General features: G+C 60.6%; 34 protein-coding genes. 12 read left to right on the top strand and 22 right to left on the bottom strand.

Annotated elements, in window-relative coordinates:
- Nucleotides 1–37 precede the first annotated feature (37 nt).
- The 3 genes from AB8B29_RS12910 to AB8B29_RS12900 form a co-directional block, all read right to left on the bottom strand.
- Entirely contained in the window at nt 38–289 is a 252-nt protein-coding gene (locus AB8B29_RS12910) for a DUF2312 domain-containing protein (RefSeq protein WP_015341059.1), read from the bottom strand.
- 171 nt (nt 290–460) lie between these two features.
- Nucleotides 461–766, bottom strand: a complete 306-nt coding sequence (locus AB8B29_RS12905) for a DUF1244 domain-containing protein (protein WP_037196416.1) — start codon at nt 764–766, stop codon at nt 461–463.
- Between the two features lie 28 nt (nt 767–794).
- Nucleotides 795–1,589 carry an N-formylglutamate amidohydrolase gene (locus AB8B29_RS12900; protein ID WP_113118536.1) on the bottom strand — a complete coding sequence of 265 codons (795 nt, stop codon included), beginning with the start codon at nt 1,587–1,589 and terminating at the stop codon, nt 795–797.
- Between the two features lie 202 nt (nt 1,590–1,791).
- On the opposite strand from AB8B29_RS12900, the gene AB8B29_RS12895 reads away from it, so the two are divergent.
- The 4 genes from AB8B29_RS12895 to AB8B29_RS12880 all read left to right on the top strand — a co-directional run bounded on the left by AB8B29_RS12895 (nt 1,792) and on the right by AB8B29_RS12880 (nt 5,511).
- Nucleotides 1,792–2,280 (top strand): DUF1036 domain-containing protein, encoded by a 489-nt coding sequence (locus tag AB8B29_RS12895; RefSeq protein ID WP_037196594.1) that lies wholly within the window; start codon nt 1,792–1,794, stop codon nt 2,278–2,280.
- Nucleotides 2,280–3,719, top strand: a complete 1,440-nt coding sequence (gene pyk / locus AB8B29_RS12890; protein ID WP_047555350.1) for a pyruvate kinase — start codon at nt 2,280–2,282, stop codon at nt 3,717–3,719. The genes AB8B29_RS12895 and pyk overlap by 1 nt, the downstream gene beginning before the upstream one ends.
- Before the next feature lie 129 nt (nt 3,720–3,848).
- Nucleotides 3,849–4,730, top strand: a complete 882-nt coding sequence (locus AB8B29_RS12885) for an NAD(P)-dependent oxidoreductase (protein WP_037196420.1) — start codon at nt 3,849–3,851, stop codon at nt 4,728–4,730.
- A gap of 145 nt (nt 4,731–4,875) precedes the next feature.
- A complete protein-coding gene (locus AB8B29_RS12880) occupies nt 4,876–5,511 on the top strand; it encodes a LysE family translocator (RefSeq protein WP_113118534.1) in 636 nt (211 codons plus the stop codon).
- Nucleotides 5,512–5,515: 4 nt separating this feature from the next.
- Here AB8B29_RS12880 and AB8B29_RS12875 read toward each other — a convergent pair whose 3' ends face one another.
- The 4 genes from AB8B29_RS12875 to AB8B29_RS12860 form a co-directional block, all read right to left on the bottom strand.
- Complete coding sequence (locus tag AB8B29_RS12875; protein WP_037196595.1) at nt 5,516–6,487, bottom strand: threonine ammonia-lyase; 972 nt, start codon at nt 6,485–6,487, stop codon at nt 5,516–5,518.
- Between the two features lie 90 nt (nt 6,488–6,577).
- Nucleotides 6,578–7,150 carry a DUF4865 family protein gene (locus tag AB8B29_RS12870; RefSeq protein ID WP_113118533.1) on the bottom strand — a complete coding sequence of 191 codons (573 nt, stop codon included), beginning with the start codon at nt 7,148–7,150 and terminating at the stop codon, nt 6,578–6,580.
- Nucleotides 7,151–7,152: 2 nt separating this feature from the next.
- On the bottom strand, nt 7,153–7,548 hold the full coding sequence (locus tag AB8B29_RS12865; RefSeq protein ID WP_047638957.1) for a cupin domain-containing protein: 396 nt from the start codon (nt 7,546–7,548) through the stop codon (nt 7,153–7,155).
- A 5-nt stretch (nt 7,549–7,553) separates the two neighbouring features.
- Nucleotides 7,554–7,946 (bottom strand): tautomerase family protein, encoded by a 393-nt coding sequence (locus tag AB8B29_RS12860; protein WP_037196427.1) that lies wholly within the window; start codon nt 7,944–7,946, stop codon nt 7,554–7,556.
- 114 nt (nt 7,947–8,060) lie between these two features.
- Between AB8B29_RS12860 and AB8B29_RS12855 the strand changes: the two genes are divergently transcribed.
- The gene (locus AB8B29_RS12855) at nt 8,061–9,014 is read left to right on the top strand and encodes a LysR substrate-binding domain-containing protein (RefSeq protein ID WP_092573442.1); all 954 of its coding nucleotides are present in this window, start codon (nt 8,061–8,063) and stop codon (nt 9,012–9,014) included.
- Here AB8B29_RS12855 and AB8B29_RS12850 read toward each other — a convergent pair.
- The 6 genes from AB8B29_RS12850 to AB8B29_RS12825 form a co-directional block, all read right to left on the bottom strand.
- Nucleotides 8,980–10,020, bottom strand: a complete 1,041-nt coding sequence (locus tag AB8B29_RS12850) for an alpha/beta fold hydrolase (protein WP_052224184.1) — start codon at nt 10,018–10,020, stop codon at nt 8,980–8,982. The two genes, AB8B29_RS12855 and AB8B29_RS12850, sit on opposite strands and share 35 nt — an antisense overlap.
- A 106-nt stretch (nt 10,021–10,126) precedes the next feature.
- Nucleotides 10,127–10,756, bottom strand: a complete 630-nt coding sequence (locus AB8B29_RS12845; RefSeq protein ID WP_047638954.1) for a hypothetical protein — start codon at nt 10,754–10,756, stop codon at nt 10,127–10,129.
- Nucleotides 10,757–10,847: 91 nt separating this feature from the next.
- Nucleotides 10,848–10,973, bottom strand: coding sequence for a type B 50S ribosomal protein L36 (ykgO, locus tag AB8B29_RS12840; protein ID WP_003542835.1), 126 nt, complete (start codon nt 10,971–10,973; stop codon nt 10,848–10,850).
- 152 nt (nt 10,974–11,125) lie between these two features.
- A complete protein-coding gene (locus tag AB8B29_RS12835; RefSeq protein ID WP_113118532.1) occupies nt 11,126–12,184 on the bottom strand; it encodes a 5-(carboxyamino)imidazole ribonucleotide synthase in 1,059 nt (352 codons plus the stop codon).
- Nucleotides 12,181–12,675, bottom strand: a complete 495-nt coding sequence (gene purE / locus AB8B29_RS12830; protein ID WP_037196597.1) for a 5-(carboxyamino)imidazole ribonucleotide mutase — start codon at nt 12,673–12,675, stop codon at nt 12,181–12,183. Before purE ends, AB8B29_RS12835 begins: the two co-directional genes overlap by 4 nt.
- Nucleotides 12,676–12,694: 19 nt before the next feature.
- Nucleotides 12,695–12,898, bottom strand: a complete 204-nt coding sequence (locus AB8B29_RS12825; protein WP_037196437.1) for a YdcH family protein — start codon at nt 12,896–12,898, stop codon at nt 12,695–12,697.
- Between the two features lie 231 nt (nt 12,899–13,129).
- On the opposite strand from AB8B29_RS12825, the gene AB8B29_RS12820 reads away from it, so the two are divergent.
- Nucleotides 13,130–13,303 (top strand): YdcH family protein, encoded by a 174-nt coding sequence (locus AB8B29_RS12820; protein ID WP_034503556.1) that lies wholly within the window; start codon nt 13,130–13,132, stop codon nt 13,301–13,303.
- A 188-nt stretch (nt 13,304–13,491) separates the two neighbouring features.
- Here the strand turns inward: AB8B29_RS12820 and AB8B29_RS12815 are convergent, their stop codons facing one another.
- On the bottom strand, nt 13,492–13,752 hold the full coding sequence (locus AB8B29_RS12815; RefSeq protein WP_004117412.1) for an ArsR/SmtB family transcription factor: 261 nt from the start codon (nt 13,750–13,752) through the stop codon (nt 13,492–13,494).
- A 235-nt stretch (nt 13,753–13,987) separates the two neighbouring features.
- Here AB8B29_RS12815 and AB8B29_RS12810 point away from each other — a divergent pair, with 235 nt between their 5' ends.
- From AB8B29_RS12810 to AB8B29_RS12790, 5 genes are all read left to right on the top strand, one after another.
- The gene (locus tag AB8B29_RS12810; RefSeq protein WP_037196598.1) at nt 13,988–14,641 is read left to right on the top strand and encodes a thiamine phosphate synthase; all 654 of its coding nucleotides are present in this window, start codon (nt 13,988–13,990) and stop codon (nt 14,639–14,641) included.
- Between the two features lie 9 nt (nt 14,642–14,650).
- The gene (locus tag AB8B29_RS12805) at nt 14,651–15,877 is read left to right on the top strand and encodes a tetratricopeptide repeat protein (protein WP_037196441.1); all 1,227 of its coding nucleotides are present in this window, start codon (nt 14,651–14,653) and stop codon (nt 15,875–15,877) included.
- 193 nt (nt 15,878–16,070) lie between these two features.
- The gene (locus tag AB8B29_RS12800; RefSeq protein ID WP_037196442.1) at nt 16,071–16,871 is read left to right on the top strand and encodes an inositol monophosphatase family protein; all 801 of its coding nucleotides are present in this window, start codon (nt 16,071–16,073) and stop codon (nt 16,869–16,871) included.
- A gap of 130 nt (nt 16,872–17,001) precedes the next feature.
- On the top strand, nt 17,002–18,048 hold the full coding sequence (locus AB8B29_RS12795; protein ID WP_037196443.1) for a MotA/TolQ/ExbB proton channel family protein: 1,047 nt from the start codon (nt 17,002–17,004) through the stop codon (nt 18,046–18,048).
- A gap of 3 nt (nt 18,049–18,051) precedes the next feature.
- Nucleotides 18,052–19,083 (top strand): peptidoglycan -binding protein, encoded by a 1,032-nt coding sequence (locus AB8B29_RS12790; RefSeq protein WP_037196444.1) that lies wholly within the window; start codon nt 18,052–18,054, stop codon nt 19,081–19,083.
- A 26-nt stretch (nt 19,084–19,109) separates the two neighbouring features.
- On the opposite strand, the gene AB8B29_RS12785 is transcribed toward AB8B29_RS12790, so the two are convergent.
- The 5 genes from AB8B29_RS12785 to AB8B29_RS12765 all read right to left on the bottom strand — a co-directional run bounded on the left by AB8B29_RS12785 (nt 19,110) and on the right by AB8B29_RS12765 (nt 23,765).
- A complete protein-coding gene (locus AB8B29_RS12785) occupies nt 19,110–19,682 on the bottom strand; it encodes a hypothetical protein (RefSeq protein ID WP_113118530.1) in 573 nt (190 codons plus the stop codon).
- 94 nt (nt 19,683–19,776) lie between these two features.
- A complete protein-coding gene (locus AB8B29_RS12780; protein WP_037196446.1) occupies nt 19,777–21,009 on the bottom strand; it encodes an RNA polymerase sigma factor in 1,233 nt (410 codons plus the stop codon).
- 5 nt (nt 21,010–21,014) lie between these two features.
- A complete protein-coding gene (locus AB8B29_RS12775; protein WP_037196447.1) occupies nt 21,015–21,353 on the bottom strand; it encodes a YciI family protein in 339 nt (112 codons plus the stop codon).
- Between the two features lie 242 nt (nt 21,354–21,595).
- On the bottom strand, nt 21,596–21,784 hold the full coding sequence (locus AB8B29_RS12770) for a YegP family protein (RefSeq protein WP_037196448.1): 189 nt from the start codon (nt 21,782–21,784) through the stop codon (nt 21,596–21,598).
- 109 nt (nt 21,785–21,893) lie between these two features.
- Nucleotides 21,894–23,765 (bottom strand): ABC transporter transmembrane domain-containing protein, encoded by a 1,872-nt coding sequence (locus tag AB8B29_RS12765; protein ID WP_376774234.1) that lies wholly within the window; start codon nt 23,763–23,765, stop codon nt 21,894–21,896.
- A gap of 123 nt (nt 23,766–23,888) precedes the next feature.
- On the opposite strand from AB8B29_RS12765, the gene rpmE reads away from it, so the two are divergent.
- Nucleotides 23,889–24,110, top strand: coding sequence for a 50S ribosomal protein L31 (rpmE, locus tag AB8B29_RS12760; protein WP_037196451.1), 222 nt, complete (start codon nt 23,889–23,891; stop codon nt 24,108–24,110).
- Nucleotides 24,111–24,274: 164 nt separating this feature from the next.
- Here rpmE and rcdA read toward each other — a convergent pair whose 3' ends face one another.
- The 3 genes from rcdA to AB8B29_RS12745 all read right to left on the bottom strand — a co-directional run bounded on the left by rcdA (nt 24,275) and on the right by AB8B29_RS12745 (nt 26,651).
- A complete protein-coding gene (gene rcdA, locus AB8B29_RS12755; protein ID WP_047638952.1) occupies nt 24,275–24,790 on the bottom strand; it encodes a protease adaptor protein RcdA in 516 nt (171 codons plus the stop codon).
- A gap of 366 nt (nt 24,791–25,156) precedes the next feature.
- Nucleotides 25,157–25,348 carry a DUF1192 domain-containing protein gene (locus AB8B29_RS12750; RefSeq protein ID WP_037196455.1) on the bottom strand — a complete coding sequence of 64 codons (192 nt, stop codon included), beginning with the start codon at nt 25,346–25,348 and terminating at the stop codon, nt 25,157–25,159.
- A 28-nt stretch (nt 25,349–25,376) separates the two neighbouring features.
- Entirely contained in the window at nt 25,377–26,651 is a 1,275-nt protein-coding gene (locus tag AB8B29_RS12745; RefSeq protein ID WP_037196456.1) for an MFS transporter, read from the bottom strand.
- Nucleotides 26,652–26,754 lie beyond the last annotated feature (103 nt).

Here is a 26,754-nt window from a genome sequence, read left to right as displayed (position 1 = left end):
CTCCAAAATCATATCACCAGGCTGAAACCAGCCCTGATCATTCCATGCCGAGTGCGGCCATGTAGGTCTGCAGGATCGATTCTTCCTCCAGCCGCTCGTTCGCGTCCTTCTTGCGAAGGCGGATGATGGTGCGGATCGCCTTGGTGTCGTAGCCGCGTCCCTTGGCTTCGCCCATCACATCCTTGATGTCCGAGCCGATCGCGGCCTTTTCTTCTTCCAGGCGTTCGATCCGTTCGATGAATTGACGCAGTTCCGCCGCGGCCACGTTCTCGACGCTGTTCTCTTCCATGCACTTCTCCTAAAGGGTCCTAAAGGGTCGCTCGAAGCCGGTCGCGAATGGGATCGGTAGGTCACCGATAGGGCACTTCGCTTCAGGGCTTGCGCGGGATTTCGAATTCGATAGGGCAGTTGAACTGCCGCGAATGGAGCTGAAGGTCAAGCCGTCTTGGCCAAAGCGGTGTTATTCTTTCGGCTTGTTCTGCTCAAAAGCTGATTTTTGCACAGCCGAGGCTTCGTTTTGATGCAGCTTTTTCCAGTCCTCATAAGGCATGCCGTAGACCATCTCGCGCGACTCGTCCTTGCTGACGGGAAGGCCCGCTTCTTCGGCCGCTTCGCGGTACCAGTTGGAGAGGCAATTGCGGCAGAAGCCGGCGAGGTTCATCAGGTCGATATTCTGAACGTCGCTGCGTTCGCGTAAGTGCGCCACGAGGTGGCGGAAGGCGGCGGCTTCGAGTTCCGTCTGCTGTTCCTTGGTGAGTGCGCTCATCTCTTTTCTCCTCGATTCGCTCGCTGCGTCATGCCTCGTAAGGACCAGTGCGCGACTGATATCGCTTGTATTCGTGCAGCGCCGGATCGGCATTCATCTCGGCAAAGATCCGTGCCAGCCGATCGGCCCATTCGACGATACCGGCCTCATCGCCGATCAGATCCTGGCGGACCTCCAGCAAAGCATGCGGAATACCGGTCATCATGCAATGGCGGAACATGGTATCGTTCCGCAATGCGCCGTCGTAGGGTTCGTTGTCGCCAATAACGAGATTGGTATCGGCGCCGAGCTTTGCAAGAAGCGGGGTGACGGCGCGATCGTCGCTGTCCCAGAGCACGCTCGCATGCCAGGGTCTCGCGACGCCCTTCCAGGCGGGTGTGAAGGAATGCATCGACAGCACCAGCGGTGCCTTGCCGGTCGCCTCGGCCACCGACGTGATCGTCTCGTCGACGGCGCGGTGATAGGGCCGATGGAAAGCCTCGATGCGGTAGTTCCATTCTTCGTCCGTGATCGGATGATTGCCTGGAATGATCGCGCCGTCGGAGATTTTCATGATCAGGGTCGGGTCGTCCTCACCGCGGTTCGGATCGATCAGCAGGCGGGAAAAGCCGCCGAGGACGCCCGGTACGTCCAGCTTTTGACAGAGATGACGGCAAAGACCCTCGATGCCGATGTCATAGGCTATGTGTCGGGAAAACGCGGTTTCCGGCAATCCCAGGCGGCCATAGCGCGCGGGCAGATGCCGCATGGCATGATCGCCGAGAATGACCATGCCTTTGTCACGATTGCCGGATATGAATTCAAAAGACTTGAAATCGGTCATGAAGATTGTCGTTTATTATATTTTCAACTCTTTGTTTGATTGCATGCGCGGATGGAAGGTGCAAGGTTCGCGGCTTCGATCGGATGAAGAGGGCGCAGGGTGCCGTCACCATCCCGTGAAGAAAATATAATCGATTAGAGTTGCGTTGACATTCATGGGATGGCGGCGCAAGAAGACGCAACAACGAATAACCGGGAGCCAATTGGAAGCCGTGTCCAGCCAAGTAGCGCCACGTTTCGTTAAGCGGTCAGGGCCGCTCGCCCGAATCGCGTTTCTCATCCTCGCCGTCGCCGCGCCGTTTTTCTTTATGCCGAGTGCGGCTCATGCAGACTTCCGCGTTTGTAATGGTACGCAGAATCTCGTGGGTGTGGCGATCGGTTATCGCGCGAAGGAGGGCTGGGTGACCGAGGGATGGTGGCAGGTTCCGGCAACCACCTGCGCCACCTTGGTCGAAGGACCGCTTCAATCCCGCTATTATTACCTCTACGCAGAAGACGCGGCTCGCGGCGGTCGCTGGGTTGGCGACGTCGAAATGTGCGTAGCGGAAAATGAATTTAAAATCCCAGGTGTGAAGGACTGCTACGCTCGTGGCTACCAGAAGATGGGATTCAAGGAATACGACACGGGACGCCAGGCGAGCTGGATGGTTCAGCTCTCCGAGCCCCCGGGCAGCCAAGAAAGCCAGAACTGATGAGACGCAACCGAAAAGTCAAAATCCTCGCCACGCTCGGTCCGGCCTCTTCTTCCGAGGAGATGATCCAGAAGCTTCATGAGGCAGGCGCAGATCTATTCCGTATCAACATGAGCCATGCGAGCCATGACGTGATGCGCATGCTGATCCAGCGCATTCGCGCCGTAGAGAGCCGTTGCGGCCGTCCGATCGGCATTCTCGCTGACTTGCAGGGTCCCAAGCTGCGCGTCGGCAAGTTTGCTGATGGCAAGGTCGACCTCACGCCCGGCCAGACCTTCACGCTCGACAATCAGGATACGCCCGGTGACAACACTCGCGTATTCCTTCCGCACCCGGAAATCCTGGAATCGGTCCAGCCCGGCCATCGCCTGCTGATCGACGACGGCAAGCTGGCGCTGCGCGCTGAAAAATGCGACGGCAAGAGCATCGTCACGACCGTCATTTCCGGCACGAAGATTTCCGACCGCAAGGGCGTCAGCCTGCCCGATACGCTGCTTGGCGTCGGCGCTTTGACCGAGAAGGACCGTATCGACCTCGACGCTGTTCTCGCCACCAACGAAGTCGACTGGGTTGCCTTGTCGTTCATCCAACGCCCGGAAGACCTGACGGAAGTGCGCAAGATCTCGCATGGCCGCGTCGGCCTGATGTCGAAGATCGAAAAGCCGCAGGCTGTCGAGCGCATCGAGGAAATCATCGAGCTTTCGGACGCACTGATGGTGGCACGCGGCGACCTCGGCGTCGAAATGCCGCTCGAAGCCGTTCCAGGCATCCAGAAACAGCTGATCCGCGCCTGCCGCCGCTCCGGCAAACCTGTGGTCGTCGCGACGCAGATGCTGGAATCCATGATCTCCTCGCCGGTTCCGACCCGCGCCGAAGTTTCCGACGTTGCAACGGCCGTCTTCGAAGGTGCCGATGCCGTCATGCTCTCGGCCGAATCCGCATCCGGTGATTATCCTGTCGAAGCCGTGTCGACGATGGCTTCCATCGCCCGCACCATCGAGCGCGAACCGCATTATCCGGGTATCATCTACGCCCAGCGCGCCCAGCCGGAAGCGACCGGCGCCGATGCGATCTCGCTCGCCGCCCGCCAGATCGCCGAAACGCTGAAGCTCGCCGCCATCGTCTGTTACACGTCGTCCGGCACCACCGGTTTGCGCGCCTCGCGCGAGCGCCCGCAGGTTCCGATCCTGGCGCTGTCGCCGATCATCCAGACTGCCCGCCGCCTCTCCGTGGTCTGGGGCATGCACTGCGTCGTCACCCATGACGCGACCGATCTCGACGATATGGTCAACAATGCCTGCCGCATCGTTGCCGAAGAAGGCTTCGGCAAGCCTGGCGACCGCATCATCATTTCGGCCGGCGTGCCGCTCGGCACGCCCGGCGCCACCAACATGCTGCGCATTGCCTATATCGGTTCGGACGGCCAGTCCGGCGTGTGATCGCCGGCATCCGATCACGGCAGCACCTGAAACATCCGAAACCCGCTGTCGCAAGACGGCGGGTTTTTTCTTGAAGCCAAATTGCCTGCAATCACCCCAAGGCAGGCAGATTGATAAGGAGATATGCCAATGAAAGTCGGATTTATCGGATTAGGGCAGATGGGCAGCGCCATGGCAGCCAATCTTTTGACGGCTGGCCATGAGGTGACGGTTTATAACCGCTCGCGGGACAAGGCCGAGGCTTTGGCCGGGGAAGGCGCGAAGGTCGCTGCGACGGTCGAGGATGCCTGTGGCGGTGAAGCCGTCTTTACGATGCTTGCCCACGACGATGCGCTCTCGGCCGTCGTTTATGGCGATGGTGGCGTGTTGGCGAACCTGGGCAAGGGAGCCGTCCATATCTCCGCAAGCACGATCAGCGTCGGCATGTCCGAGCGGCTGACGAAAGAACATGCCGCAGCCGGTCAGCGCTTTGTTGCCGCGCCGGTTTTCGGCAGGCCGGAAGCCGCAGCCGCGGCGAAATTGTTTGTTGCCGCCGCCGGCTCACCCGATGCCATAGAGGTGGTCACGCCGCTTTTCGAGGCCATCGGTCAGCGCACCTTCGTTCTTGGCGAAGAGCCGAAGGCTGCCAATCTCGTCAAGCTCAGCGGCAATTTCCTCATCGCCTCGGTCATCGAGTCGCTTGGGGAGGCCATGGCGCTGGTCGAGAAGGGTGGCGTCGACAGGCATGCCTACCTCGATCTGCTGACGTCGACGCTGTTTAACGCGCCTGTCTACAAGACCTATGGCGGGCTGATTGCCGACCGCAAGTTCAAGCCCGCCGGCTTCACCGCGCCGCTCGGCCAGAAGGATATCCGGCTGGCATTGGCCGCCGGCGAGGCGCTGAATGTGCCGCTGCCGCTTGCGAGCCTGCTGCGCGACCGGTTCCTGACCTTGCTTGCCCATGGCGGCGAGGAGCTCGACTGGTCGGCGATCGGCGCGCTGGCTGCCAAGGATGCGGGATTGGTGGAGTAGTTAACGAGCTGAAGGCTACCGCCGTCGGTAGCCGAGTTTGTGGAGCGTGCAGTTGCAGGCGCGGCAGACCGAAAGTCTCTTTCAAGCAACCCCTTGATAAGGGCCGCACCACATGCAACCTTCCCCTCTTAAAGGGGAGGAAATCATGCATCTCACCACGCTGCTAGCCTTCGCCGCCGTCTCCTTCATCGGTATCGTGACGCCAGGCCCGACCGTGCTTCTGGCGCTGACGAACGGCACCCGGTTTGGGGTGCGACGCGCCTTGCCGGGCATGGTCGGTGCTGTTCTTTCCGACGCGGTTCTGATCAGCGCCGTTGCCGTAGGCCTCGGTGCATTGCTTGCTGCCTCGGAGTTTTGGTTTTCAACCCTGAAATGGGTCGGCGCGGCCTATCTCGCCTTTCTCGGCATCATGATGCTTCGCTCGAAGGGGACGATCGACGGGACCTTGCAGGCAAGTGCAAACCAGCCGAGAGGAACGGCCTTTGCGATCGGCATGAAGAGCTTCATGGTCGCGGTGACCAATCCCAAGGGCTATCTGTTCTTCTCGGCCTTCCTGCCGCAATTCATCGATCCCGCTGCGCCACAGATGCAGCAGTATATGATCCTTGGCGCCATCTTCGCCGCGCTCGATTTCGCGATCATGTTCGGCTATGCAGTTTTCGGCTCGCAGGCCGTACGGGTGCTGAAGTCGGAGGGAGCGAAGTGGCTCGAGCGCGCCTGTGGCGGCGCGCTTCTGGCTTTGGCCGGTTCGCTGGCGCTTTATCGCCGTGCTGTAAATTGAGGGTTTAGCGCCGGCTGAGAGCCGCCTCGAACACCTCGGTATCGACATTGCCGCCCGAGGTGACGGCGATTACGACATCGCCGTCGATATCCTTGCCATGAAAGAGGGCAGCGGCCAGCGCGACGGCGCCGCCTGGCTCCACGACGATCTTCAGGCGTGTGAAAGCAAGCGCCATGGCCTTTTGCGCTTCTTCGTCCGTGACGACAAGGCCGGCGCCGCAGAGGCGCTTCAGGATCGGAAAGGTGATATTGCCCGGCTGCGGCGTGATGATGGCGTCGCAGATCGAGCCTTGCAGCGCGGCGTTGCGCTCGATTTTGCCCGATGCCAGCGAGCGGGTGGTATCATCGAAATTCTCCGGTTCGCAGGGGCGGACCTTGAAGCTTGGCGCGCGGGATTCGAGTGCCAGCGCGATACCCGACGTCAAACCGCCGCCGCCGCAAGGGACGAGCACGCTCGCGACCTCGATGCCTTCCTCGGCGGCCTGCTCGGCGATTTCGAGACCGGTCGTTCCCTGGCCGGCGATGACCTGCGGTTCGTCGAAGGGCTTGATCAACGTCAGGCCGCGCTCCTTCGAGAGGCGTGCGCCGATTTCGTCCCGGTCTTCCTTGATCCGATCATAGAGCACGACCTCGGCGCCGAAGGCACGGGTATTGGCGATCTTCAGCCTGGGAGCATCCGTCGGCATGACGATGACGGCGGGAATGCCGTGCAGCCGTGCGGCCAGCGCCACACCCTGGGCATGGTTGCCGGACGAGAAGGCGATGACGCCCCTGGCGCGCACCGATGGCTCCAGTGCAGATACCGCCGACCAGCCGCCGCGAAACTTGAAGGATCCGGAATGCTGCAGGCATTCCGCCTTCACGAACAGTCGGCGTCCGGCGATCTCGTCGAGGAAAGGCGAGGAGAGAAGCGGCGTGCGCCGGGCGCGGCCGCCGAGACGAACGCGGGCGGCTTCGATCATAGCAATATCGACCATGGAGGGATCACTCTTCTGCTGTAAGAAAGACCCGCCATCCATAAAGCTCCCCGCTTCCCTTTGGAACAGGGAGATTGTCTCCGTGACACTTCAGCTCGCGCTTGGCAGGGAAAGATGGCCGACATTATAGGCCTGGACGCCTGGTCGCGATGCCTCCGCGGGCGGCTCGGCCAGCAGCCGGAAGCGCACCAGCGTCCAATGTGTCGGCTCGAAGGCGACGATTGAGGCGAGGGCGTTTCCCAGCGATATCGCCACAGAGGCCGCATCACTCTCTTGCTGGCGAAGCTCGGCAAGCGGCACGTGCGGTTCGATTGCGACCACCTCGCGCGTGGCGAAGCGGGCACTGCGGATGTCCCATGACGTATCGGCGCGCCAGACGATCCAGGTGTTTACCTGCGGCCGGCCGAAACTCTCGCTCACGGCCACGAAGCCCGGGCCGCAGATGAAGTCGCTCAGACCCTCTTCTTCTTGCCAGATATAGAAGGGCGCATAGAGATTTTCCCGGCTCGCCGTTACCGCATCGCCTCTCCTGGCGGTGAGATAGGCCTTGAATTTCAGGCCCGGCAGGTTGTCGAGCAAGGGGCCTTTGTCGCGGATACGGCGGTCGATGATCGCCATGTCGTAATCCGCGGGCAGGGAGAAGTTGTATTGCATGGCGATCATCGTCATTCCTCCAGCCAGGTCACGGCGCTACCATCCTGCGCCGCCTGGATGCTGATATAGGCGAAGGTGCTTTCCGGTGCCGCACCGTGCCGATGGCGTTCGTTCGGCGCGAAGGTGATGCAATCGCCGGCGCGCAGTTCCTCAGCGGGACCGCCATGGCGTTCGGCGATCCCGACGCCGGACAGAACGTAAAGGATCTGTCCGTGCGGGTGCGTATGCCAGCGGGTCATGACGCCGGGTTCGATGGTGCAGCGCATCGCGGTCAGGCCGCCGTCCTCGCTGTTTTCGACCAGCATTTCCACCCAGAAGGGCGCGCTGGCAATGCCATCCGGCGAGCGTTGGACGACCGTGCCGGCGCGATGGATTGCGGGCGATTGGCTAGGCGTCGTCTGGTCCATCGTTGTCAGACCTGCTCGATCATCTGCGCGATGCCATCAGCAAAGGACAGATCCTCGCGCGTCGTGGATGTCACGGCAATCATGACGTCCTCGGGGCGAACACCTGGTGCGTCGCCGAGAAGTTCGACGAGCCGGCGATAGAAAGCCTTCTTGACCTCCGTGCTGCGCGGCTTGCCGATGGTTATATCGAAAAAGATGTAATCGTCCGAGCGCTGGCCGTTGACGAGATAGGTCCGGTCGAAGACCAGCTCGTGTGGCTCCAGCTGATGGATTGCCTGGAAGCGATCCGCGGGCGGTACGTCGAAGGTTTCGACCATGGCGCGGTGAAAATTATCGGACAGGACCTTCAGATATTCGGGCGACTTGCCGCGGAGGAGGGTGATGCGGGTGAAAGGCATGGGATGGATGCTCCTGTTTCTGTGTCACTTGACGAGCACAGAATGCCACTAGATAATCATCCTTAAAATCAGATAATTTAGGACTTATGATCCCAAAAATATGGACGATTAGCCATGCGGAAGATCATCTTCGACCTCGACGTCCTGCGCAGCTTCGTCACTGGCATGGAGCTAGGCAGCTTCGCCAAGGCGGCAGACCGCCTTGGCCGCTCGACGTCGGCGATCAGCGCCCAGCTCAAGAAACTGGAGGAGCAGGCTGGCACGCCGATCTTTCGCAAGGCCGGGCGCGGGCTGGCGCTGACCGAGGCCGGCGAGACCATGCTTGCCTATGCACGACGGTTGCTGGACCTGAATGACGAGGCCGCGACGGCGATCCACGGCGCTGAACTGGAGGGCTGGGTGCGGCTCGGCCTGCAGGAGGATTTCGGCGAAACCCTGCTGCCTGATGTGCTTGGCCGCTTTGCACGCGCCCATCCGAAGGTGCGTATCGAGGCGCGGGTGGTGCGCAATGCGGAACTCGTCGAACGGGTGACATCCGGCAAGCTCGATCTGGCGCTTGCATGGAGTGACGGCTTTCGCACCGCGCATTCGGATCGCATTGCCGAAGTGCCAATGTGCTGGGTCGGTCCGGTGCTTGGTGCCGTGCATTGGCACGCCGGCAGCGGCGAACCTCTGCCCCTCGCATCGCTCGAGGCGCCCTGTCTCTTGCGATCCATCGCCACGAAAATGCTTGACCGTGCCGGCATCGGCTGGCGGATTTCCTTTGTCAGCCCGAGCCTCGGAGGGCTTTGGGCGGCAACGGCGGCAGGCCTCGGCCTGACGATACGCACGCCACTCGGCCTGCCCGACAAGGTAAGGCAACTGTCCCCAGGCGAGGCCGGTTTGCCTCTGCTGCCCAAGCTCGATCTCGTGCTGCATCGTGCCGAGGCGGAGGCAAGCCCGGCGACGGATCGATTGGCGTCGATCATCCTGCAGGCGGTGCGGCAAACGGTTGAAGCCACGCCGCAGGGTCGAACCTTCGCGGATGCGCCGGTTACGATGTCGTCACGGCCTGAGACGGTGGGGTAGGTTCGCTCTTGAGGCGGGCGATGCGGATTTCCGCCTGCGCCGCCAATCTCTGCAGGTCGCGCGGCTGACCTGCCAGCCGCTCCATGGCGGCGATCGCGACATCCGTGGTCACGTAATCGGGTTTATGGCCGAGATTGCGGATGGTGATGAGCTCGGAGCCGGGGATATCGCGCGCCAGGCCGCGCGAATGCAGCTTCTCCAGGACGATATCGTCGCTATCACCGGTGATGATGATCGTGGGCGCCTTGATCTCGCGATAACGCGATGCGTGGGCGGAGACATAGCCGAAGAGATTGACGACGTCGGCCGCGTTGTTGCGGAAGGTTTGCGGGCGCAGCACCAGTTCCGGCGCGGTCTTCGCTATATAGTCGGCCGGCCGCTCATTCGGGTGGAAGACGCTGAGCGTGCCGTTCTCGACACGGCGCAGGCCAATCGGGATGACGAACATGTGCGTGAAGAGCCAACCTAAGAAGGGCATGGCGGCGAGGGTATAGTACCAGTCGACGCCGCCGGGCCATGGATGAGTCGCGGGCGCCAGGAAGAGCAGGCCCTCAGTCTTCTCCGGGTGTCGCATGGCGAAAGCGGCGGCGATCGCGCCGCCGAAGGAATGGCCGATGATGATGGCGCTCTTGATGCCGCGTTTGTCCATGAGCCTGGCGATGGCATCGGCCTGACCGGAGGGCAGGGCGTTTTCCGCAGTGCCACGCTCGGAATAGCCATGGCCGGGCCGGTCGACGAACAGCATTTCCGCACGGCCCTTGAGTGGCGCGGCAAAAGCTTCGAACTGGTCGCGCAAGTTTCCGCTGGCGCCATGGATGAAAACCAGCGGCGGCAGATCCGATGTGGCCGGGCGCGGCACATGCAGGGCATTCAAGCGGTAGCCGCCAACATCCGTAAGCTCGCCGATATTGGGATAGGCTCGCTCGATGGCACGCGTCTTGTAGGCGGAGAAGCCGGCGCCCAAGACAAGAAACACAGCAACGGTGGCAAACAGAGAATCGATCATTGCGGCACGCATCAAATATCGAAAGCCACTAATCTAGCGCAAACCCGCGGCTTTTCATTCTCTTTCGAGCGTCATCCGGGCGACGGGTACGGCCGCATCCTACGCCTCAAGTCCGGCTGCCGGCAATCTTTTCCGATAGCTTGCCGGCCTGTTCCTGCGCGGATCGATTGGCTGGATATATCTCAAGGAAGCGTTCCCAAGCCTTCAGGGTCAGCTCGTCATTGCCACGTTCGCTCAGGATGGCCGCCATGCCAGCCAGCGCGCCGAAATGGCGCGGCTCTATCCGCAGAACCTGGTTGATGTCCTCCATCGACTTGCGGTAGTCGCCGATGGCGTAGTTGAGCGTCGCGCGACGATTCCAACCTTCGACATAGTCGGGCTTCAGCGCGATCACCTGATCGAGGAAGTCCATCGCTGCAGCATTGCGCTTTTCCTGAATGGCCTTGTCGGCCCATTGCATCAGGAGATTGATCGTCGCGCTACCGGAATCGCTCAACTCCGTATTGATCTGATCTGCAATAAGGCTTGCCTGATCGGGATCGCGCTGGCGCTTCAACGCCGTGAAGAGATTGTCGAGCCGCTGTTTCGGCGAGAGGCTGCCTGAGGAATCACCGGGATCCTTCCTTTCGACGATACTCGAATCGTCAGCCATCGCCACATGTGGCGCGGCAGCACTCAGGACAAGGAGGATAGGCAGGGCTAGATATGACAAAGCAAAAACGCGCATGGCGGGCATAGTAGCCCGCCAATGTCGAAGATCAAAACAAATTTGATGCGATCAACTAAAACTGAGCGCCGGATCCATAGGGATCAGGCCGCGCGCTTTATCAGCCCTGACGAGCCTTGAAGCGCGGGTTCAGCTTGTTGATGATGTACATGCGGCCCTTGCGGCGAACGAGACGGTTGTCACGGTGGCGCGCCTTGAGCGACTTGAGCGAATTCTTGATCTTCATTTTTCTGATCCGCGATGTTCGAGGGGGAATGTCACATTCGCCCGTGTCTTTTAACAATCAAAAGCGCGCTCAGGGCGCGCTCTTTAGGGTGGGGAGCAAATACCTTGTCGCCTGGGCCCTGTCAACCACGTCAGGGCTTTTTCCCTGCGTTGTTAGCGGTGAAGCTGCGTCACATGGCCCATTTTGCGCCCGGGACGCGACTCGGTCTTGCCATAGAGATGCACTAGCACATCGTCACGGCGCAGCCAATCGGGGACCGAAAGGATGTCGTCGCCGATCAGATTCGTCATTACGCAGTCGGAATGGCGGACGGGGTTGCCGAGCGGGAGGCCGGTGACGGCGCGGATATGCTGCTCGAATTGCGAGATGACGCAGGCCGCCTCCGTCCAGTGGCCGGAATTGTGGACGCGCGGCGCCATCTCATTGGCAATCAGGCTGCCGTCGGCAAGTGCGAAGAACTCGATGCCGATAACGCCGACATAGCCGAGTGCGGTCAAAATCTTCTCGGCCGCTTCACGTGCCGCGGCTGCCGTCGCGTCGGAAATACGAGCGGGCAGCGTGGAGGTATGGAGGATGCCGTCGCGATGGACGTTTTCGGCCGGGTCGTAGCACGCAACCGCACCGTCGAGGCCGCGCGCGGCGATGATGGAAATCTCGCGCTCGAAGGAGACGAAGCTTTCGAGAATGAGTGGCACGCTGCCGAGCGCCGAATAGCCGCCTTCGGCGCTGTCGGCGGCGGAGCGATAGACACGCTGTCCCTTGCCGTCATAGCCGAGACGGCGCGTCTTCAGCACGCCCTGGCCGCCAAAATCGGCAAGTGCTGCTTCGAGATCGCTCTGGTTGTCGACGGCATGGAAGCGGGCGGTCGGAATGCCACAGCCATTGATGAACCGCTTCTCGGTCAACCTGTCCTGCGCCATTTCCAACGCCTTCGGCGGCGGATAGACGGGGACCTCCTGGGCAAGCTTCTCTGCGGCGGTGACCGGAACGTTTTCGAACTCATAGGTCACGACGTCGCAGCGCTTTGCCAGTTCCAAGAGTGCCGCCGGATCGTCGTAGGCGGCAACGATCTGTTCGTTGGAGACCTGTGCTGCCGGGCAGTCTGTCTGCGGTTCGAGAATGATAGTGCGGAAATTCAGGCGTGCTGCCGCCATGGCCAGCATGCGGCCGAGCTGGCCGCCGCCAATGATGCCGATCGTCTTTGCGGTCATAGGTCGTCCATCGGATATTCGGCAACGGCAGCGCTCTGGCGGGCGCGCCATTCATCAAGGCGATCGGCGATCTCTTCGTCACCGAGCGCCAGTACGGCAGCAGCAAGCAAGGCGGCGTTGACCGCGCCGGCCTTGCCGATCGCCAGCGTTCCAACGGGAATGCCGGCCGGCATCTGTACGATGGAAAGGAGGCTGTCCTGGCCGGACAGAGCGCGTGATTGTACGGGCACGCCGAAGACCGGCAGCGGCGTCATCGAAGCGGCCATGCCCGGAAGATGAGCCGCGCCACCGGCGCCGGCAATGATGACCTTGAAGCCTTCGTCCTTCGCACCCTTGGCAAAACTCACCAGCCTGTCCGGCGTTCGGTGCGCGGAGATGATGCGCGCATCATAGGTGATCTCCAAGGCTTCCAGAGTGTCTGCGGCATTCTTCATGGTTTCCCAGTCTGACTGGCTTCCCATGATGATGGCGACAGGCGGTCTTTCGGTCATCATCGTCGCTTTGTGCTCCTCAAGCTATGATGTCGGGAATGATCTGGTCTTCCAGCTTGGTCAGCTTGTCCTTGATGACGAGCTTCTTCTTTTTCATGCGCTGGATACGAAGGGCGTCGCAGCCCGTCTGGATCATGGCGTTGATGGCGACATCAAAATCCTCGTGTTCCTGACGCAGTCGCGCCACGACCAGCCTGATTTCTGCCTGTTCCTGATCGGGCATGCTTATTTCCCCAGCACCTCGCGGAATCGCATTCGCTCCGCCTCATGAATTCCGCAAGCTCCTATCACCAAATAGCGATAACGGGAAGTTATCCTTCATCACGAATTTGCCGCCCATAAGCCACGTTTTCGCCTTCGACAAGGGTTCGATAATATGGCACAGTGATAGGGTTGACACCTAGAGCTCTGGCGAATGGATGGTCAGAGCTCTTAAAGAGGAAGGAAGGGTCATATGACTGTTCAAGCTCATCTTGAATCGCTCGAAAAGAAGCATGTCGCTCTCGAGGAGGAGCTACATGTGGCACGAACATCTCCCTCTATCAATGATACCGAAATAGCCGACATCAAACGCAGGAAGCTGCGTGTTAAGGACGAAATCCAACGTCTGCGTTCGTCAGTTCACTGACGCAAAACTCCAAAGATTAAAAGCATCGATCTTGGTGGGTAAGACAGGGGGATCGTAAGATCCCGAAGCGATTGCCCGGCCAAGGTCGATGAACACTACCGGCAAAAAGCGGATGCGCCAGCGTCATAGCGTCAGGTGTAGGGTTGGCGCAATTTTCCGGTCGATCGCAAAGTCGCCGGGGTCAGCTTTCAGGCCCAGAATTGATCCAGCCATAGATTGAGCTTGTCAAAGCCGCGGCTATTGACGGCGTATATGCGTTTCGTGCCCTCATTGGTCACGGAAACGAGATTGCTGTCGAGAAGCGCCTTGAGATGTTGGGAAACCGCCGGGCGGCTGATCGGCAGGCCCTGCGCCAGCTCGTTGACCGTTTTGGGTGCGCGACGCAACTCCTCCAGCAAATAGCGCCGGTTCGGATCCGCGATGGCAGCGAAGGGGTCCATGGTCGACATGCCGAAAAGCTACGTCAAACACCAAGGGGCGGCAAGTCAATTGTGCGTTGCATGATAGAATGTGTGTGTCGAGCGAGAAAGCGGCTGTCGCAAGCGGCTAATTACGCATGGCATCTTCCGCAGACCGCCAGTTTCGACCGCGGCCCCTTGTCAGACCGGGCTAACGGATTTACTCACGACTATCGAACCGGGTGCGTTATCACTGACGATGAAACCCGAAACCATGGAAGCTCGCATGACCGCGCCCGAAGATCGCTGCCGCCTCGTTCTCATCGTTCCCGATATTGCCGATATCGAAGAGCAGGCAAAGGTTGTGGCCGATGCACTCAGGGGCGGGGACGTGGCGTCGGTGATCATCCCTCAATACGGGCTGGATGACGGCGTTTTCCAGAAACACGCGGAAAAGCTGGTGCCGATCGTGCAGGCGGCGGGTGGCGCGGCGCTGATCGCCGGCGATAGCCGCGTGGCCGGCCGGGTCAAGGCCGACGGGTTGCATATCACAGGCAACGTCGCGGAGCTTACGGATGCCGTGGAGAAATTCGTGCCGAAGCTCATCGTCGGCGCCGGGAATGCGGCGGACAGGCACCACGCGCTGGAGGTTGGCGAACTGCGCCCCGACTATATCTTCTTCGGCAAGCTCGATGGCGACATCAAGCCTGAGGCGCATCCGAAAAATCTCGCGCTCGGCGAATGGTGGGCGTCGATGATCGAGATTCCGTGCATCGTCATGGGGGGCACCGATGCGAAATCGGCGCTTGAGGTGGCTTTGACCGGCGCCGAATTCGTGGCGCTGCGCGAAGCGGTTTTTGCCGATCCCGCTGCTGCCCCCTCAATCGTCGCTGAAGTGAATGCGCTGCTCGACGAAAAAGCGCCACGGTTTGAGGATTGATAGCGATTCATGTCGTTTGAGCCTCGATTCCGCCATCAAGTCTTTCTTGCCGCGCTCGCCGTAGGGCTCGCGGCATTTCCATTGCTGGCTGCAGCGCAATCGGGAACCGGGGATACCTCTTTGCCCGGCGTCACGGCGCCGGCAGACAAGGGTGCGCGGGTCGATGACAACGGACAGTCCGATGATGGTTCGGCTGTACCGGACGATGCCGCTCCGCAACGAAACGACAGCATCGTGACGCGGCCCATGGATGCCGGAGCCGGTACGTTCAAGACCGAGAAGATCCAGCCGGGTGCCGAGCCAAAGGCCAATGGTGATGTCAAGCCGTCCGAGGGTGTCGGCGTGTTCGACCGCATGGGCGCAAATCTGCCCGATCTGCCGCCGGAGAAGCCTTTCAAGGGCAAGGTCGACGATGCCTACGGCGCGTTCCAGCGCGGCTACTATCTGACCGCATTCCAGAAGGCCCTGCCGCGAGCGCAGCTGGGCGATCCCGCCGCGCAGACCCTGATTGCCGAACTGATGTCGCAGGGACTGGGCGTCAAGCGCGATGCGAAGGACGCCGCCTTCTGGTACAGCAAGGCTGCCGCGGGCGGCGATGAGACATCGATGTTCAAATACGCGCTGATCCTGATGGAAGGGCGCGATGTGCCGCGCGACCAGAAGAAGGCGGATGAGTGGATGAAGAAGGCGGCCGAGGCGGGGCAGGCCTCCGCCGAATTCAACTGGGCGCAGACTTTGACGGCCGAAAACCCCGGAATCAAGGGCCTGCAACTGGCGCTTCCCTATTATGAGAAGTCCGCCGAGCAGGGCATCGCCGACGCGCAATACGCAGTTTCGCAGCTCTATCTTAATATGCCCGACCTGCCGCCGGAAAAGAAGGGGCAGGCCCGGGAGTGGCTTTCGCGCGCGGCCAATGCCGGCTTCGATACCGCCCAGCTCGATATGGGCATCTGGCTGATCAACGGCACGGGCGGCAAGCAGGATCTCGAAAACGGTTTCAACTGGATGCGTGTTGCTGCCTATCGCGGCAATGTCGTCGCGCAGAACAAGCTGGCTCATCTCTATATCAATGCCATCGGTACGAAGCAGGATCCGGTGGCCGCGGCGACCTGGTATGTGATTTCCCGCCGCGCCGGCCTGAAGGATCCGGAGCTTGAGGATTTCTACCAGGGCATCGAGGATTTTCAGCAGAAGGCGGCGATCGACGCCGCCAATAGATTTCGCCGGGCGCGGTAGCGGAAGGCCCGAATCCGGTCTTATTCGGCGGCGCCCGGCGTCTGTTTGCACGCGCCATAGCCTCGCCACTTGAAATTCCCCCGATTTTATGGTCTTGAGGCCGCCAATCTTTTATGTGCGCTGACGCTCCCGCTCCGCCGGGGCCTGATTTTCGGGTCCGGTCAGCACCTTCTGCATTATCCAAGGAAATCCGATGGCCCGTTCTGCTCTTCTCAATGTCATGGTTCAGGCTGCCCTCAAGGCAGGCAAGTCACTCAGCCGCGATTTCGGCGAAGTGCAGAACCTGCAGGTTTCGGTGAAGGGACCGGGCGATTTCGTCAGTCAGGCCGATCTCAAGGCGCAGAAGATCATCCGCGATGAGCTGATGAAGGCGCGACCGACCTACGGTTTCCTCGGCGAAGAAGACGAGGAGATCAAGGGCACCGACGGCGCGCATCGCTGGATAGTCGATCCGCTCGATGGCACCACCAACTTTCTGCATGGCATTCCGATGTTCTCGGTATCGATCGCCCTTGAGCGTAACGGAGAGATCGTGGCCGGCGTCATCTTCAATCCGGCGACGGACGAGCTCTACACCGCAGAGCGCGGCGGTGGCGCTTTCCTCAACGATCGCCGCTTGCGTGTCGCCTCGCGCCGCGTGCTGTCTGATTGCGTCATCGGCTGCGGCGTTCCGCATCTCGGTCGCGGCAATCACGGCAAGTTCCTCGTCGAGTTGCGCCATGTCATGGGTGAAGTCGCCGGCATCCGTCGCATCGGCTCGGCAGCGCTCGATCTCGCCTATGTGGCGGCCGGCCGCTTCGACGGTTTCTGGGAAGTTGGCTTGTCTGCCTGGGACATGGCTGCCGGCATTCTGCTGATCCGTGAAGCCGGCGGTTTCGTCTCCGATTTCGATGGCGGCACCGATATGCTCGGCACGAGCTCGATCATCTGCGGCAACGAGCACATCCAGAAGGCGCTCGCCGAAGTCGTCAAGCGGCCGATCCCGACGAAGTAAGTTCGTCTTTCTTCATCTTTCATGCGGTGAAACAGTCTGTTGCCAACGGGCTGTTTTGTGCTTTCCGTCTCTTCAATTCGGCACAATGTTGCTCTAGTCTCCGCCTGCGGAAAATGCGGCGGAGCGTGTGATGGAAAATGTGAAACTGGCGGATCTTGGATCGACCGACAACGTGTCGGGCGGCTACGCCTACAAGCTCTCAAGCCCCATGGCCTTCTTCTGGACGATGATTCTTTTCCTGATCATCGTCGGTTTTATCGTCGCCATCCTGTTTCGGCAGGCCCAGGTCGCCTTCCTGCATAATCCCGGCCTCAACGGCCTCATTCTGGGTGTTCTGGCGGTCGGCATCCTGCTTGTCTTCAATCATGTGTTGATGCTGAGACCAGAGGTTCGCTGGTTCAATCACTTCCGCGCCGTTGGCAATGCCGCCGACAAGGTCGGTCGTAGCCCTCGACTTCTGGCACCGATGCGGGCGCTGCTCGGCAATCGCCGCGCGATGCAGCTGTCGACCGCGACCTTGCGCTCCATTCTCGACTCCATTGCGACGCGCCTCGACGAATCGCGTGATACCTCGCGTTATCTCATCGGCCTGCTTGTCTTTCTCGGCCTGCTCGGCACATTCTGGGGTCTGATCGGCACGATCGGCTCGATCAACGATGTTATCCAGAGTCTCGACGTCGGTTCGGGCAACAGCGGCGATATTCTTGGTGCGTTGAAGACCGGCCTGTCCGGCCCGCTGGTGGGCATGGGCACGGCCTTCTCGTCTTCGCTGCTCGGCCTTTCCGGATCGCTGATCCTCGGCTTTCTCGACCTCCAGGCCGGCCGCGCGCAAAACCGCTTTTATACCGAACTTGAAAATTGGCTTTCTTCCGTCACCGATGTCGGTTCCGATATGGCGCCTGTTATCGAAGGTGCAGCCGGGGCCTCTTCGGAGGATGTGCGGGCGCTGTCGGATTATCTGCGCAAGATCGCCGAAGAGGGCGGTGGCCAGCGTTCGGTAACGGCGATGGCGAACCTCGCCGAGGGCATTCAGGGCCTGGTCAAGAACATGCGCAACGAGCAGCAGATGCTGCGCGACTGGATCGAGGCGCAGCAGGAAGAGGCGAAATCGATGCGCCGGACGCTCGATCGCCTTGCCGATCGTATCGGCCATGTCGAGAAGACCGGGAGCAAGTAGACCATGGCGCTCGCCCGCAACCGACGCCATCAGAGATCGGTCGATTATTGGCCTGGATTCGTCGACGCGCTGTCGACGCTGCTGATGGCCATCATGTTCCTGCTCACGGTCTTCGTCGTCGGCCAATTCATTCTGAGCCGCGAAATATCGGGTCGCGACGAGGTGCTCAATCGCCTGAACAGTCGTATTAACGATCTGGTCGAGCAACTGGCATTGGAAAAGAACGGCAAGCAGGACCTCGAGGATTCGGTCGCCAACCTGCAGGCATCCCTTTCGTCAGCGGAGAGTGAGCGCTCGCGCCTGCAGGCCTTGCTCGCCGCCGGTTCCGGCAATAGTCAGGCGGCCGAGACGCGTGTCGGCACGCTCACGCAGCAGCTCGACGAGCAGAAGCAGGCAAGCGTCAGGGCGCTGAGCCAGGTCGATCTCCTCAATCAGCAGATTGCCGCTCTCCGCAGCCAGATCGCCGCGGTGGAGGCGGCGCTTCAGGCGTCCGAGTCCAAGGATCAGTCGTCGCAGGTCAAGATTGCCGATCTCGGGCGGCGATTGAACGTGGCGCTGGCGCAGCGCGTGCAGGAGCTGAACCGCTATCGCTCCGATTTCTTCGGCCGGTTGCGTGAAATCCTTTCCGACCGCGACAACATCCGCATCGTCGGCGACCGCTTCGTGTTCCAGTCCGAAGTGTTGTTCCCGTCGGGTGCGGCGGATCTCAATCCGGCCGGGCAGGTGGAGATGGCCAAGCTTGCGGCCGCGCTTATTGACTTGGCGAAGGAAATCCCGCCGGAGATCAATTGGGTGCTGCGTGTCGACGGCCATACCGACAACGTGCCGCTCTCGGGCAGCGGCCGCTATGCGGATAACTGGGCGCTGTCATCCGCGCGCGCCATCGCCGTCGTCAAGTTCCTGATCGCACAGGGCGTCCCCGCCGACAGGCTCGTCGCGGCCGGCTTCGGCGAATTCCAGCCGATCGCTCCCGGCGACACGCCGGACGCCCGCGCTACCAACCGGCGCATCGAGTTGAAGCTGACGGAGAAGTAGGGCAGGTTGGTCGAGAGCCGGCTCAATCAGTTTGCTCGATGGATCTCAATGATCTCGGGAGCCGCTGCATCCATGAACATATAGGCCCGGCCAAGCAGTGCTTGCTTGCCGAAGTCGTCGAACTTGTTCGGTCCTTGCGGTGTGATCAGCACTTCCGATGCAGCTAGCCCCTCAAGGTGATGCTTCTCTATTTCCGGCCAATGCGCCCGAGCGACGTCACGTAGCACCACGTTCATGGCTGGTTGATTGTAGCGGACCAGAATGTTGCCATCGTCCATCGACAGCGGATTCATGTCGGGATGAGAGTTAAAGATGTTGGAGAGGGTCGTCAGCGAGAACGACTTGGCATCTTTGTCACTTAATCCCTGCTTCAACACGACATAGGTGCCATTGCGGAAGACTGTAAAGTCGCGCTTCCCGTCCAAATAATATGAGATTCGCTCTATTATCTTGCCGGTCGGCTGCCGAAAGGATGGTTTCCACTGTGGAGCCGGCGGAAAGTTCTCCTTTTTCGTCATCGCGGCGTAACCTTTGCCAAAACCGACTGAAACAAGCGCGATGAAAGCACCGGATCCGGTGACAAAGGAGCGTCGATGCACTTTCCCTATCCCTTCGCTTGAGTCGTATCCTTCTATGGAATTGTTTACATTAGGTTGTAATGAGCCGTCTAGGCATTCGATAAGCTAGGTGCGATCAGAGGGCGATTAGCTTCTTCTGCAGCCAGTCGCGTATAACATTGCTCTCGCTCAAGCCGATTGCCATTTGGTAGGCCGCGACGGCCTCCTTCGTATCCTCCACCTCGGCTAACAGATGCGCGCGCACCGCCCAATAGGGCTGGTAGCTGTTGATATCGCGCTCTGCCATCTGATTCAGATGACGTAATCCGGCTGCCGGACCTTGCACCCTGCCTGTGACGGCCGCGTGGCTAACGCGGGCGCCGACAGTCGGCTTCATGAGCACAAGCGCGTCATAGAGCTTGGCAAGTACCGTCCAGTCGGTCACGCCGGAGCGTCGTCGGTCGGCGTGTACGGATTGAATTGCGGCCTGGCACTGGAATGGACCGAGATGGTCGAATGTACCGGCCAGTCGCAGCAGCTTGTCGGCCTCGACGATCATTTCGGCATCCCAGAGGGCGGTATTCTGTTGGTCGAGAGGAACATACTGCCCATTCACATCGCGGCGGGCCCCGCGGCGGGATTCGCTGTAGAGCATCAGCGACAAGAGGCCTGCTGCTTCCGGCTCCTCCGGCAGGGTCGCCAGCAGCGTACGGCCGAGCCAGATGGCTTCATCGGCGAGATGGCCCTGCTTGCCGGTCTCGCCGTCAACCCCGTCCCAGCCGAGCCCGTAGGCGGCATAGATCGCCGAGAGCACGCTTTCCAATCGATCTGGCAACAGGGATCGGTCCGGAACGACAAAAGGGATATTGGCGTCGCGGATCTTGATCTTCGCCCGCACCAGCCGTTGGCTCATGGCCTGCGGCGAGACGAGGAAGGCCTTGGCGATGGTTGCGGCATCGATGGCAAGCACGGTTTGCAGCATCAGCGGCGTATGAGCGGATCGATCCAGAGCCGGATGGGTACAGACGAAGAGGAGCTTCAATCGCTCATCCGGAAATATCGGATTGTCGGCATTCATGCGCTCCTCCGCCTCGTCGAAGGCCATCATTATCCTCTCACGGGCGGCGGTCTTGACGTTCTCGTGCCTGATTCGGCGAAGCAGGTTACGCTTCGCCGAAACCAGCAGCCATGCTTCGGGATTGTCGGGGATGCCGCGTTCCGGCCAGGTAGCCAGCGCTGCCGTGATCGCGTCGGACAAGGCATCTTCCGCCGCCGGCACATCGCGGAAGCGCGCAGCGAGAAAAGCAATCAGCTTGCCGTAGGATTGACGCGCCGCCTGTTCGGCAGCGCGTCGGGCCTCTGAGGTCATGACGATTACATCTGCAAGCGTGGCCGCACTTCGACCGAGCCCTGCTGGGAGACCGGCACCCGTACGGCCCATTCCAGTGCGGCATCGAGATCCGGCACGTCGATCAGGTAGAAGCCGCCGAGCTGCTCTTTGCCCTCGGGGAAGGGGCCGTCCTGCACATCATGGTCTTCGCCGCGGCGGCGGACGACCGTCGCTGTTTCCGGCGCGGTCAATCCCGCGCCGCCGGTCATGATGCCGGCCTGGACAAGTGCCTGAGTGTAGGCAATCCAGCCGTTCTTGTAGGCTGGATCCTCGCGGCGCTTAAAGTCCTCGGCCGATTCACGGATGATCAAAGCGTATTGCATGAGACAACTCCCATTTGCTCTGTTGATGGTGCCGGGCAGACGCTGCATCTGAAAATTCAATTGTAGAATATGCGGCGCTGCCGGCGAAGCGACTTTCTGCCGCTTCGATACAATGAGCCGCGAGCAGCGGCGAATTCGACAGGCGTGAAGGGGTTCTCAAAATTTATCGTAGAACAAAAAAAACGGCCGGCACGCCAAACGGCGACCGGCCGGTCTTTACAGCAAGCGCTTGACGCGAAGTCTTAGGCGGTAGCGGTGGTCTGGTCGTCGATGATGGCGCCGCCGACATGTGCCTTGATCGATTCGATGGCATGCAGGGCTGAAGCCTTCGCCTTGTAGCCTTCGGACCCGAACATGGTTTCGCCGTTCGAGGCTTTGAAGCGGAAGCGAAACTCGCCGGCCTTGTCCTTGTAGACTTCAAATTTATACATGGTTCTCGTCTCCTAGAATCGCGTCAGCGCGGGATAACGTTGAAAATCTAGCTCAACTTGAAAGTTATTTCCATAAGGTTGTATGCGGGGTGACTTAACCCGGTTCGCGCTATTTCGCGACGAGCATGCGCTCCTCGATCCCGGCATCGAATTGCAGGCGTGCGAGCTTCGCATAGATGCCGCCGTGGCGGATCAGGCTCTGATGCGTGCCCTCCTCGACGATGCGGCCCTGATCCAGCACGAGAATGCGATCGGCCTTCAGGACGGTTGCTAGGCGATGGGCGATGACGAGGGTGGTGCGCGTTTTCATCAGGCCTTCCAGCGCCTTCTGCACAAGCGTTTCGCTCTCGGCATCGAGCGCGGAGGTCGCTTCATCGAGCAAGAGAACCGGTGCATTCTTCAGGATGGCGCGGGCAATGGCGATGCGCTGGCGCTGGCCGCCGGAAAGCGTGACGCCGCGCTCGCCCACCTGCGTATCGTAACCCTGCTCCAGACGTGAAATGAATTCGTCCGCCTGAGCGGCGATGGCGGCGGCGTGCACTTCGTCGCGAGAGGCGCCAGGGCGTCCGAAGGCGATATTGTCGTGGATCGAGCTGGCGAAGATCGTCGTGTCCTGGGGGACGATGGCGATACGTTCGCGCAATGCCTCCGGTGGAACGCGGCTGATATCCACGCCGTCGACGGCGACGCTGCCCTGCTGTGGATCGTAAAAGCGCAGCAGCAGCGAGAAGATGGTGCTCTTGCCGGCCCCTGATGCGCCGACGATCGCCACGGTTTCGCCTGATGTGACCGAGAAGGACAGTCCGTGCAGCGCCGATCTATTCGGCCTTGACGGATAGGAGAAGTGAACGTCCGAGAACTCCACCCGGCCCTGTGGCGGTTGCGGCAGAGGCTGGGGATCGGCCGGTGCGGCGATCGGCGAAACTTCGGCAAGAAGCTCGCCAAGGCGGTCGGCAGCACCTGCCGCCTGCGACAGCTCGCCCCAGACTTCCGACAGCGAACCGAGCGAGGAGCCGGCAATCACGGAATAGAGCAGGAACTGGCCGAGCGTTCCCGCCGACATCGTGCCATCGAGCACGTTCTGCGCGCCGACCCGGAGAACGGCAACGATGCTGCCGAAGACCATGGCGATGGCAAAACCTGTCAGCAGCGAGCGGGATTTGATCGCCGCACGCGCCGCCTGATAGGCGTCCTCGACCGCCGCGCCGTAGCGCCGGGAGGCTGCCTCTTCGCCGTTATAGGCCTGTATGGTGCGGCTGGCGGCGATGGTTTCGTTGGCATAGGCCGATGCATTGGCCAGCCTATCCTGCGCAGCGCGCGAGCGTTTGCGCACGGAACGGCCGAAACTGACAAGCGGCAGCACGATGAGGGGGATCGCGATCAGCACGATGCTCGAAAGCTTCGGGCTGGTGAAGATCATCATCACCATGGCGCCGAGACAGAGGATGAGGTTGCGCAGCGCCGCCGAGGCCGTCGAGCCGACGGCCGACTTGATCTGCGTCGTATCGGCCGTCAGCCGCGAGACGATCTCGCCCGACTGGTTGACGTCGAAGAAGGAGGGCGACAGCCGCGTCACGTGATCGAAGACTTCGCGGCGCATGTCGGAGACGATGCGCTCGCCGATCGAAATGACGAAATAGTAGCGCAGGGCGCTCGCCGCGGCGAGCAACAGGGCCATGGCCATGATCGCGATGAAATAGCTGTCGATGAGGCCGCGGTCGATCTGATCGAAGCCGTGATCGATCACGCGCCGCACGGCGATCGGCAGAGCGAGCGACGTAACGGCGGCAACGACAAGAGCGACGAGCGCTCCGGCCACCATGCCCCGATATCGCCTGAGATAGGGCGCCAGTCGTCCAAGGGGTCGGATAGACCTGTTGGTTTTTTCGTCTGCCTGGCCAATTTCCGACAAGTCGTCTCCAATCCCCGTATCAGCAAGGGACTTGACGTTTTCGCCCCTTGTTATCCCTGCAGCCTTCATGTATAGGCACGCCATCTTAATTGGAAGCCGTGGCCTAACCGGACTGCGGCTTCATTTATTCAATCGGTTCGGTTGCCGCAATGCCTTGCGACAAATGGACCCTGCCATGACAGGAAGATTGTTATGAAGGCAAACATCCATCCCGACTACCACACGATCAAAGTGGTCATGACCGACGGCACCGAATATGAAACCCGCTCGACCTGGGGTTCTGAAGGCGCTGTCATGAATCTCGAAATCGATAGCAAGTCCCATCCGGCCTGGACGGGTGGCAACCAGCAGATGGTTGACCGCGCCGGCCGCGTTTCGAAGTTCAACAAGCGCTTCGGCGGTCTTGGCATCTAATCGCTTCGCGATTTGTTGTTTTGAAAGAGCCCGGTTTTGCCGGGCTTTTTTGTTGTTCTGCAGTGGCCGACTGGTGCGGCGCGATCATTTCGCTATGACGCGAAAACAAAACCGGCCGCGCATGGCGCGACCGGTTCAAATCCGTCACCGATATCTCGATGGGTTCAATTGTTTCCGAAAGCGGTCTGCAGCAGGGTAAGCTGTGCCTTGACGCTATTCTGGTTGTCCGGAACGATCGGGGCTTCGGTCGGGCGGTAGATCTCGCGGTCGAGCAGGGCGACGCGGTTCTGCAGGCGAAGGGAGCGCTCCACGAGGTCGCGGAAGGATTCCGGCAGGTCGCTCCAGCCGGGTGCGGTGCGGTCCACGTTGAAGCCGTCGAGGCGAACCTTGTTCTTCTCGGCCAGCACCTGATCTCGTGACATTTCGCCATTGTTGACGGCGCGCTGCAGCAGCAGCCAGGAGGCCATCTGCATGAGGCGGGTGGTCAGCCGCATGGATTCTGCGGCATAGAGCACGGAGGCCATGCGCGGCAGAACCTTGGAGGCGGCCCGGCCCTGACCGTCCAGATAGCCGGCGGTTTCCTCGACCAGCGACATGCCCTCGGCATACAGCGCCCTGAACTGTGCCGAAGATGCGGCATGGCCAGCGAAGCTGATCGTGTTCAACCCAAGTTCCGACATCGAATAAATCCCTGCTTCACGCAACACTTTTGTTCAGGAAAAGCCGGTAAAGTCCCTAAGAGCTTTCCGCATCTGCTTTTATGACTTCAAGATGGTGGTTTTAACTGAAATTCGCAAGGCGATTCTTAAGAAAGGGTTAATCTCCACAGTTTCGTCGAAGAGGCCGATACATGGCAAAAAAGAAGAGCCGCAAAAGCGGCTCTCAAGGTAAAACAGGGAGAAAAATCAGACCAATTCGCCAAGTGGAGAAACTGTCTGAGTCCAGAGCGAATCTGGATGATCATAGTAATAAGTCGTAAAGCTTAATATTTTGTTGAGCATATCGCGATCAAAATCTTGCCGCCTCGATTTTGCGCTGCCGGGGCTTCAGAAACGAAAGAGATTCTCCGCCGCCTTGCGGCCGGATGCCTTGGTGGCAATTTCCTCCTCCAGCCGGGCGATTTCGCTCTGCAGGAGTGCTATGCGATTTTTCAGCTCGTCGACAGACAGCAGCGACAGATCGCTGCCGATCTCGTGGACTGACGGTTTCTGCGGACGGTCATCGTCGAAAATGCTCATTTTGGCTCCTCCTTTTCCCGCAAAGGGATCAGGTGCCGTAATTTACAGTTATATCGTCCTTTTTTGAAGTCTCGCTTCGCGCGAGTGACATGCTCTCCGGCGTGATCATCTGGGCGTTGGCGGATGGCATCGTCGTGTAGGCGTCGCGATCGCCCGCGGGTCTGGCGGCGCGGCGGCGACTGCGGAAGATGGAATAGGCTGTTATGAGCAGGTGGGCGACGGCTGTCAGGAAGAAGAGGGAGTAGGGGCCAACGGAGGACATGACGGGTCCGCCGATCGTCGGGCCGATGATGGTGCCGATGCCATAGAGCAGCAACAGGCCGCCGGAAACCTTGACGAAGTCCTCCGGCGCGGCGAAGTCGTTGGCGTGGGCGACGGTGATCGGATAGAGCGTGTTGGCGACCGCGCCGTAGACCACCACCATGCCGATGAGGAAGTAGGGGCTGCTCGGTTTCAGCAGGAAGAGCAGCAGGCCGTCGAGGGCCGCGATGGCGGCCATGCCCGCCAGCACGTAGCGGCGGTCGATGCGGTCGGAAAGACGTCCGGCCGGAAATTGCATTACGGCGCCGGCAAAGATAGTCGAACTCATCATAATCGCGATGTCACGATCCGAAAGGCCGGCATTGGCGCCGAATACGGCGCCGAGCGTGCCGTAGGCACCGTTGGCGATACCAACAAGCAGGATGCCGAGCGAGGCCACCGGCGAATTGCGGTAGAGCGCCTTCAGGTCGAGGCTGACGGCTTTCAGCGGCTGCGGCGAGGCGGCGGTCGACAGCGTGGTCGGCAGCATGGCGATGCAATAGCAGATGCCGCACATCATGAAGAGAATGGGCGTATGGATGTCGGCGAAGGGCACCATCATCTGGCCGGCGACCGCGCCGATCAGCGTGATGCCGATATAGAGCGAAAAGATCGCGCCGCGGCTCTCGTTGGTCGCCCGCTCGTTGAGCCAGCTTTCGATGATCATCGAGGTGCCGGCGGTGCAGAAGCCGGTGACGGCGCGCAGTGCCACCCACCAGGTCGCATCGACGACGATGCCGGTCAGAAGCGCGATGATGGCGATGACGGAGATGAAGCCCGAAAAGGCGCGGACATGACCGATGCGCCGGACCACCTTCGGCGCGGTCAGGCAGCCCAGCACGAAACCGGTGGCCCAGGTCGTGCCGAGCAGGCCGAGCGTCGTGGTCGCGTAGCCTTCGGCCGTGCCGCGTACCGGCAGCAGCAGGCTATGCAGGCCGTTTCCCGTAAACAGGAAGAGCGTGCCGAACAGCAGGGCCAATACGGGCAAAATGTTTCTTTTCATGCTCCCCACCTTCATGCGGATCCGTTTAAGGAACCGATAAGACAGGAATACCCTCCTGTCCGTCTTCGCTATTGATTGTGTCCCGGATTGCCGCTATCGGCGT

The sequence above is a fragment of the Rhizobium sp. 11_C7_N12_5 genome (assembly GCF_051811145.1).
Classification (GTDB): domain Bacteria; phylum Pseudomonadota; class Alphaproteobacteria; order Rhizobiales; family Rhizobiaceae; genus Rhizobium; species Rhizobium lusitanum.
Note: the sequence above shows the minus strand (reverse complement) of the source record. Positions and strands in the feature narration are given on the sequence as shown.